General features: G+C 35.3%; 3 protein-coding genes. All 3 read right to left on the bottom strand.

Going from position 1 to position 7,968, the window contains the following annotated elements:
- The coding region (gene sprA, locus ACH2BG_RS13300) for a cell surface protein SprA (protein ID WP_395048179.1) at nucleotides 1-4,839 on the bottom strand (4,839 nt) is incomplete at its 3' end.
- 3 nt (nucleotides 4,840-4,842) lie between these two features.
- Nucleotides 4,843-5,424: a Holliday junction branch migration protein RuvA gene (ruvA, locus tag ACH2BG_RS13295; protein ID WP_395048178.1), complete on the bottom strand. Its 582-nt coding sequence runs from the start codon at nucleotides 5,422-5,424 to the stop codon at nucleotides 4,843-4,845.
- Nucleotides 5,425-5,496: 72 nt separating this feature from the next.
- Nucleotides 5,497-7,812 (bottom strand): NADP-dependent malic enzyme, encoded by a 2,316-nt coding sequence (locus tag ACH2BG_RS13290; RefSeq protein WP_395048177.1) that lies wholly within the window; start codon nucleotides 7,810-7,812, stop codon nucleotides 5,497-5,499.
- Between the last annotated feature and the right edge of the window lie 156 nt (nucleotides 7,813-7,968).

Genomic DNA, 7,968 nt, shown 5'->3' with positions numbered 1-7,968 from the left:
ATAATTAAAAGGTAAATTTATACCCCATTTTTTAGGTAATAGTTTGCCTAAATTTATATTGGTAACAATATCATATTGCTTGGCATCTTCACGGCTACGCTCATTTGGACTTTGTTCTATCGAGCCAAAACCTATGGTATTCATTCTTCCTGTTGCAGAAAGTGTCATAAAATCAGCAAGATTAGTATCTAAACTTGCAATAGCAGCCATACCACCTTTATTATCTACATCGGCAAGACGAAGTTCGTTAAACCAAACTTCTCCACGAGCATAATCAGCTGGATTACTACTAGGTTCTGCTTTTGGATTTTTGACACCCATCATTAATGTTCTTACATAACCAAAGTTTGGATTTCCTTTGATACCTATTCGCATTTTATCAGCAACCGCAGAAGGGTTTACAAGTCCGCCAGCAACTACATCTTGGTAAAAAATTCCGTTAGGATCTGGTGGTAAATTAATACCTCCGTTGAGTTTTAAAATTTTAAGTTGGGTTAATAAAGCTGTTTGTATATCTATTTCATTATCCACTGGCCAAATATCTGCTGGTGATAAGCTTCCGTGTTGCGTCACTTTTAGAGGCATTTCTATTTGGTAGAAATTATTTGTAAAATCGTTTCCAAAACGAATAAATGCCACCATATCATTGTCTTTTAAATCGGAAGTATTTCCGGGTAAAGATTCTGCATGCAAAAACATTTTTAGTTTTTTGTACTGACGCATATCGACATCGACATTTTTGAAAACAGCTCTAGAATCCCCTGCTTCTAGCCCATCGCTTAGTGTTTGTGCATTTGCTTTGTTATAAACTTTTAACGAAAGTGATTGCTCATTTTGCTTGAGCACTGAATTATTATTGTATAATTCCTCACGCTCTACGCTTGGAGGAGATACATATCTTATAGGTGTTCTAGTGCTATTTTCTTCAATATTTACAGCTGTTACATCGAAACCTGTTGGGTCTGGAGTAGTGTCTGGAACCGGATCGCTAGCTTGAAGCGAACCATTATATCTTCTCCATTCTCCACGAACTAAATCTAAAGCACCCAAACGAACAGTAACATTATCAGCAAATCCAGACATAAACATACGCATAAAACGAATAGATCTAAAATCGGAAATTCCACCTTCTATATTTGCTGCAGTTGCTTCTAGGATTGGAATTTTAAATTGTATCCATCTTGCTTGTGTTGTGTTTCCGTTTGCAAGTGTAACTTGTGTTTCTCTTACATCGGAGACATATTGATCGCCTACAACTAAATTTGGTTTAACATCTACAGTAAATTTATAATACGCATCAATCGTATTCATGGTATTATCTCTGTTAATATCTTCTACGTCTGGTGTTGTAGTAGAACCTCTATTGGTGTCTGAAACATTTACGGGCGAATTCCCTTCTAATCCGTTATAATTTCTATATCTATCTGTAATAGAACCCGAAGTACTTAGGAAGTATTGGTAATTATCTTGTGCTGGATCTGATCCTGCAAAGGTTGGATATTTTGCGTTTTCTTCAGCGTCTGACAATCCGTTAAGACCTACATCTTGTTGTGCTCTATTGGCTTCATTCGTATCGAAAGCATAAATTAATGATTGTGATGCGGGAACTTTACCCCAATTTGTATCGATTACATTTGGGTTGGCTCCGCCAGCTGGCAATCCGTTTTCGTATAATTTTCTTCCATCTTTTAGAACGTCTTCAGAAATTTCACCTAAATTGAATGTTAATTGTCCAACATTAGTAGCGTTTGTATCGCTTGCAGTTCCGAAATAAGGATCTAACATCCAAAACTGAATGTATTCTACATTTGCTTGTTCGAAATTTGTTGAAGAAATAGAACGCATAATTCCACCAAAATTATTTTGAGGTGTTGGCAAGGTATTTCCTAATCCTGATGTATTAAAATTATATGGTCCACGTTCGGCAGGATAATAAGTCATGTCTAATGTAGAAACGACAGTGGTTTCTCCAACTGCAATATCGGTATTTGGGTACAATTCTGTACTATAAATTCTTCTGGTATTGTGTCTAGAAATATCATTGTCGTCTAATCCTGCTGGTCTTTGTGCGGTATAAAAAGTTGGATCGATAGAATACCAAGACATTTTTGCACGCTTGTCATTGTATGCCAAATTATTTTCTGCTATTTCTCCACCGAATCCTACTGGTGAACTAGACAAACTCCAAGCGAAAGGAGATTTCATATCTATTGTAGATTGTGAACCTTCAAAATCATCAACATATACCGTTGCTTCTCCTTCAAATTGGTCTGTTTTTGGTGTTCCAGGTTTTAGGAAAGCAACTTCTCCTCTAAAGGATAAATTAGACGGAACATCAGTATCTAAATTGGGTAATTTATTAACCATTCTGGTAAAAAATGGAATTTCGGTTGAATAATTTCCATTAGCTCCAAAAATGGTATTGTTTATAGATTCTTGACCATAATTTGTTTTTTGAGTAAATGGCCTTTCGGTCATTTTTAAGTATGTGGCTCCAATTTGAAACTTATCAGAAAACTTATGCTCTACATTAATCCCCATAAATCTTCTGGTTTGCTGACCAAAAACCGCATTGTTTTCGACCGAAACACTAATAGGAGTTCCAGAAGCTTGCAATGACGGATCGAGAATTTGCACTCGCCCTGCTTGATAGTTGACACTATAATCGACTCCTTCTTGCAGCACTCTTCCGCCAGCGGTAACCACTACAGAACCACGGGGCACATTTGCTGCACCAAGAGAAATTCCTTCGCCTCCCGTAGATTTAAATTTTCCTTTAAGCTGGAATTTATTTTTATCACTTTCTTGCAAGGCTTGTGTTTGCGTTTTGCGATACAAACTTGAGAAAACGTATTTTTTCTGATTTGCATTATAAGTATTTACATCTGAATAATCTTCTAGAGAAGCCGTGTTTTTTAATTTCTTAAAAAGAAGTTCTCCAAATGGTTCTTTTGTTGTAAAAATGATTCGACCATTTTGAGCATCGACTGTTAAACCAGGAACAAAATCGAAAAAGCCATCTCCTTTTTTCTGAGGATCGTTGTTATAGTCTAATTTATCCATATTAAAAACCCTTAACAAAGGCGTTCTTGTAACCTCATTTTCGGGCAAAGGATTTGCTGGAAAAGGACTTCCAGCTACTTCTGTAATATAATTTAGTGGTGATGGATCAGTATATAATATATTGAATTTAAAATCTTTAGCATCTAACTGATAAGCTCCTGGTATTTGATAGATATTTTTCATCATCAAATTCCAAGCTGGTTTGGTCACACTAGCTAAATTTCCTTTTAGCATTTTAAGAATCAAACTTTGTGTTATTGGTACACCTGTTGAGTTTACATTTGTTGCGTCTACACCGTCGGTTCCAAATTCTCCTACTTGATATACTTTGTCGCCAATTGTATATTGATACGCCACGGCAAGAACCTCATCGTTAGACAATCTTTGGTTTAGCGATACATAACCCAATTGTGTGTTGAAAGTATATTCGTTAGGTGTTAATTTTCTTGCATTTTCTAATTTAGCATAATCTGTACCTTCTGATGGTGCTGGCGCAATGCCCGTAAATCCTTGACCCGCAGTTGCGATTTCTCTAATTAATGAGTTTAAATTACTGTTTCCAATACCTATTTTTGTAGGGTCAAAATTATTGTTTGCATTGTTTGAAGGCGTGTCTGATGGGGCGTTAAAAAATGTTGGCGGTGGTGTTATTCCAACAATCTCAGCATCTGTAAATCCTGTAAGTCTGGCTTCTCCTAAATCTTGTAAGGCAACAATATTTCTTAAATTATTTCCGTCAGACGAAGTATTCACTCGGTTTTGCCTATTGGTAATCCAGACTTCCATTCTGGTAATTTGCACTCTCGAATCGATAACTGGGTAATTTTTAAGTGCATCGTCATATTTATTTCTAAAATATTGTGATAAGAAAAAGTGTCTGTCAACATCGTAATCTAATCCAAAAAGATTAAATTCTGTAATTGCTCCGCCACCTTCAGAAACAACAGTTTTTGTTTGCGATTTTTGTTCAGAAAAAATTCCTGTAATGGTTGTTTTTCCGAATTGAAACTGTGCTTTTACACCAAATAAACTTTGCGCACCACGAATTAAAGTACTGTTTAGCGGCATACTTACGTTACCAACTTCAATTTTTTGAAGGATATCGTCTTCTGTTGGTGTGTATTCTAATTTTATTAAATTTTGAAATGCAAAAGTAGATTCGGTATCATAATTTGCGTTTACTTTTAGCCTTGTTCCAACTTTTCCGAGTAAACTTAAACTAATTCGTTGGTCAAAATCGAATGTGGTACTTTTTCTGTTTCTTGGCGAAAACGAAGGATTGTCTTGTTTGGAATAACGCATTCCTAAATCGATTTCGACAGTTCCTGTTGGTTTTACATCGATGGTATTACTTCCAAAAATAGATTCGAACAAACCCGATTTTATATAATATCTTGGCAATAAATCTTTTTGAGCATCTTTACTTGCTGCTTTTTTACCATCGATTGCATCGGATTTTTTTTGAAAATAATCTCGCATGGCTTCTCTCGAGATTAATTCCTGATATTCTTTTGGCGTCAGAACAATTGGATAATTTATGTTAAAACCTTCAAATGTTTTGGTATAAATATATCTATCGGTAATTGGATCGTAAGTGTAAGCTTCTAGAATACTATTTGGATTTGGAAGTTCCAAACTTCCTGTATTATAGCCTTTTACTGTATCTTGTATTTCTGGAGTTACTTGAGCATTAACAGTAATTGAAACGAAAAAAAGCAGTATAGAAATACTTTTTTTTATGAATGAATTCGAATTATATAAACTAAATTGTCTCAACGATTATAAATTTTTTAATGCTTGTTTGATAATAGTTTCTACCGTTGCTTCTGGCATTGTTGCTACGATTTTTTCGACAACTTTTTCTGCCGATTTTCTGATAAATCCTAAAACTTCTAATGCAGATAACGCTTCATCTTTATTTGTATTGCTTTGTGATATAGAAACTTGGTCTAAATCATACAGTTTTAACACTTTTTCTTTCAAATCTATAATCGTTCGTTGAGCGGTTTTTACACCAATCCCTTTGATAGATTGAATCGTTCCTACATCTCCAGAACCAATGGCATTGATAATTTGTTTGGGTTCGATTGACGACAACATCGTGCGTGCAATGTTGGCTCCTATTCCCGAAACTGAAATCAATAATTTGAAGATTTCTTTCTCAGATTTTTCGACAAAACCGTATAACGAATGACTGTCTTCCTTAATTATTAGATGGGTAAAAAGCTTGATGAAATCGGTTGTGGGTAATAATCCATAAGTATGCAACGAAATGTTTACGTGATAACCAACACCATTACAGTCTATTACAACTTCTGTTGGTGATTTTTCGACTAATTTTCCTTGAATGTGTGCTATCATAAATAAAATCGTAAACCTTCAAATATACTAATTTTCTCGAATTTCAATTAACTTTTCAGACTAACTACTTGATTATTCGATTAAACTAGTGTTCTCGATTTTTTTGTTAGATTTTAATTTTTTCTCTTTTTCTTGTGCATCAACAGCAGCAACAGCAGCCATATTTACCATTTCTTCTACACTTGCTCCTAATTGAAAAATATGAACTGGTTTGTCCATTCCTAACATTATAGGTCCTATTGAATCTACTTTATACAATTCTTTTAGCATTTTATAGGTAATATTTGCCGATTCTAAATTTGGAAAAATAAGCGTATTTACTTTATGCCCTACCAATTTAGAAAACGGAAATTTACTTTTCAGCATTTCTGGATTTAAAGCAAAATCTGTCTGAATCTCACCATCTACAATCAAATCTGGATATTCGTTATGAAGATATGAAACTGCTTCACGTACTTTTGCAGCACTTTCGTTACTCGAAGAACCAAAATTAGAGAACGAAACCATTGCGATTATTGGTTGTATTCCGAACATTCTGACTGTTTTTGCTGTCATTAAAGCAATTTTCGCTAAATCATCTGAACTTGGGTTTGGGTTTATCGCCGTATCTGACAAAAACATAGGTCCACGAGCCGTCATCATCATGTTTGTGGTGGCAATTCTTGAGATTCCTGGCGCTTTTCCTATAAGTTCCATCATAGGTTTTACAACAGATGGATAACTTCTTGAATAACCCGTTACCAAAGCATCTGCTTCACCTTCATTGACCATCATTGCCGCAAAATAGTTACGTTCACGCATCCATTTTTGAGCATCTAACAAAGTAATTCCTCTGCGACGGCGAGATTTCCAGTATATTTCGGCAAAACGCAATCTTCTAGCGTCTTCTTCTTTTGTTTTTGGGTCTAAAATAGCGACTTCGGCATCAAAACCTATTTCTTCTTTTAGCTCTAAAATGATTTCTTTATTTCCTAATAAAATTGGAATCCCAATACCTTCTTCATGCACGATTTGAGCCGCTTTCAACACATCGAGATGATCTGCTTCGGCAAAAATAATTCGCTTTTTATCTGTTTTAGCTCTATTGGCCAACAAACGAACCATTTTATTATCAGAACCCAATCGCTCTAGTAAATCTTCTTTATATTTTTCCCAGTCGGTGATTTCTATTTGAGCCACACCGCTTTCCATCGCTGCTTTTGCTACAGCTGGCGCCACTTCAGTTATTAATCTTGGATCGAAAGGTTTTGGAATAATATAATCTCTTCCAAAGTTTAATTTGGTTTCTCCGTAAGCAATATTTACTTGCTCCGGAACCGATTGTTTTGCTAGACAAGCCAAAGCTTTTACAGCAGCCATTTTCATAGCTTCGTTAATTTTTGTAGCTCTCACATCGAGTGCACCACGAAAAATATATGGAAATCCTAAAACATTATTTACTTGATTTGGAAAATCGGAACGACCCGTTGCCATGATAATATCTTTACGAGTGGTAATGGCAAGATTGTAATCGATTTCTGGTGTTGGGTTTGCCATGGCGAAAACGATTGGATCGTTTGCCATTCCTAATAGCATTTCTGGTGTTAAAATATTTCCTGCAGAAAGTCCTAAAAAAACATCAGCATCAATTAATGCTTCACGTAAATCTATATTTGGTTTTGCTTTAGAATATCTTTTTTGAAGGTCTGACAAATCAGCTCTTTCTGAAGAAAGTACGCCATCTTTGTCGAACATGATAATATTGTCTGGATTTACGCCTAAAAGCACATATAAATTAGCACAAGCCAATGCTGCTGATCCTGCTCCCGAAACAACTAATTTTACTGTTTCAATTTTTTTGTCAGCTAATTCTAATGCATTTAATAAAGCTGCCGATGAAATAATTGCTGTTCCATGTTGGTCATCGTGCATGACCGGAATATTCAATTCTTCAACCAATCGTCTTTCAATTTCGAAGGATTCTGGTGCTTTAATATCTTCTAAATTAATTCCACCAAAAGTAGGCGAAATGGCTTTGACGGTTTCTACGAATTTATCAATATCGGTAGCATCTACTTCAATGTCAAAAACATCAATATCAGCGAAAATTTTAAACAACAAAGCTTTTCCTTCCATCACTGGTTTTGAAGCTTCTGGACCAATATCACCCAAGCCTAAAACAGCAGTTCCATTGGTGATTACAGCTACCAAATTTCCTTTGGCAGTATATTTATAAACGTTATTTACGTCTTTTGCAATTTCAAGGCAAGGCTCGGCAACTCCTGGCGAATAAGCCAATGACAAGTCACGTTGTGTAGCGTATTTTTTGGTTGGGACAACCTGAATTTTCCCCGGTGTTGGTTTCGCGTGGTATAGTAATGCTTCTCTTCTTTTATTATCTTTTGACATATTTTAAAATTACTATGAATTTACAAAGTTAAAATATGCATTGGAACAATGAAATTTTTATTGATTTTCTTTTTGGAAGTTTTCATATAAATATTGAAAATAGTTTTACGCCTGCTCGGGAAAGACAATAAAACGCCCTCTGTCTTTTCCGCGCAG

This window comes from Flavobacterium sp. (genome assembly GCF_043779715.1).
GTDB lineage: Bacteria > Bacteroidota > Bacteroidia > Flavobacteriales > Flavobacteriaceae > Flavobacterium.
The sequence above is the reverse complement of the archived record's forward strand: the minus strand, read 5'-3'. Positions and strand labels throughout refer to the sequence as shown.